At 33.6% G+C, this 2,024-nt stretch carries 1 protein-coding gene; it reads left to right on the forward strand.

Annotated features, from left to right (window positions below; translation table 11 throughout):
* A partial coding sequence (locus tag LS72_RS11020; protein ID WP_414458069.1) for a beta strand repeat-containing protein occupies positions 1-2,024 on the forward strand: 2,024 nt, incomplete at both ends.

A 2,024-nucleotide genomic window follows, 5' to 3' on the forward strand; every position in this document is an offset into this window, starting at 1 on the left:
CACTTACTAATAAACAAATCTCTGCTTCCCAAAATAAAGAATATAAAAACTTAGAGATTACTAATAGTGGGAGTATTACTAATACCAATGCTAACTATGCTATTACTATAAGTAATAATGCAACCATAGGAACTATTAAAAATGAAGGTTTAATTAGTGGGAGTGGGAATCATAATATTAGTATCAATACAGGCTCTATCCAATCTTTTGAAAATCAAGGAACTATAACTAATACTAATACTGGTAAATTTAACTTTAATATCACTAAAGGAACCATTACTAACTTTAGTAATAGTGGAATGATAGATTCTAAAGGTTATGGTATTGCTTTACAGCCTGATACTACTATTACTAATTTTAATAATAGTGGAACTATTCTTACTAAAGAAACAAATGGTAGGGATGCAGTATTTATTAATAAATCTACCATAGAGAGTTTTAGTAATAGTGGGGTGATAGAAAGCAAGCAAAATGGGATGCAACTTGTTGGCAAAGCTACGATAGAGACTTTTAAGAATAGTGGGACGATACAAGGTGATTGGAGTGGCATATATGTAAATGGTGGGTATATTCAAACACTCATTAATGAAGGAAGTATAATTTCTAATGTTCAAAGTACTGTACATGCAGGCATAAGCTTACAAGGTGGAGGAACCATTGAAAACATTATCAATAAAGGAACGATAAGATCAAATGGTTTTGGTATTTCTGTAGCTCGGGGTAAATTTGGAAAACTCATGATGCAAGATGGTGCAGTAGTTGTTGGTGTTAAGTATTCAGGTATTACAGTAGGACCAAACCAAACTCTAGGAGAACTTGAAATTAGTGGAGCTAATACTAAGATTAGTGGAGAAAGTGGTATTTACTTAGACAGGGGCACAAATACGAACAAAATAGAAATCAAAGATGGAGCTAGAATAGAGGGAGAAACTGAGTATGGAATCGAACTTGGAACAGGTGCCAACCTTAGTGGAGATATTCTTATCTCAGGTGAAGGCTCTATGATAATAGGTAGAAATGCTGGTATTGGTAATAATAATGGAAAAATAACAGGTAATCTTACTATTAAAGATGGAGCAACTATAACTTCTTCAAAAGCAGGAACTAAAGTAGCTATTAATAATACAGGTAATGCTTCTATTGCTGGAGGTATTACCATAAGTGGTGCTAAGTTAGAGGGTAATATTGTTAATAATGGCAATGCCAATATAGGAAGTGAAATAAAAATAGAAAAAGGTGCTAGTATTAATGGAGGATTAGTAAATAATGGTAATGCTTCTATATCAGGAAATATTACTATTGATGAGAGTAGTAAGCTTAACTCTATTACTAATACTTCAACTAATGCTAATGCTATTACAGGAAGTATTGAAACTAAAAGTAGCACTCCTTTAGCTATTTCTAACTCTGGAAGTATTGGAGGAGATATTAAAACAGCAGGAAATGCTGAATTAAAAATTAACAACTCTGGAAGTGGTAGTATAGGAGGAAGCATTAGTGCTAGTGGAGATGCTCCTATTAGTATTACTAACTCTGATAATGCAAAGGTTGCAGGAAATATTGAGGTAAGTGGAGATGCCCCTATTAGTATTTCTAATTCTAGCACTCAAGGTATTGTAGGAGATATCACTGCTAGTGGAGATGCCCCTATTAGTATTACTAACTCTGGAAGTATTGGAGGAGATATTAAAACAGCAGGAAATGCTGAATTAAAAATTAACAATTCTGGAAGTGGTAGTATAGGAGGTGCTATCACTGCTAGTGGAGATGCTCCTATTAGTATTACTAACTCTGATAATGCCACCTTAGTAGGTGGAGTTAGTGCTAGTGGAGGTGGTAAAGTAAGTATTGAAAATAAAGGCAGTGCTAACATAGCAGGAGAAATTAAAGTAAGTGATGATGTTGCTTTAAATATTAAGAATACTGGTAATGCCACCTTACAATCTGATATTATTAACTCTGGTTCTGGTGCTTTAAGTCTTAGTAATACAGGTAATGCTAGTATAGGGGCTAATATTAAAAAT

The sequence above is a fragment of the Helicobacter apodemus genome (assembly GCF_000765745.2).
GTDB classification, from domain to species: domain Bacteria; phylum Campylobacterota; class Campylobacteria; order Campylobacterales; family Helicobacteraceae; genus Helicobacter_D; species Helicobacter_D apodemus.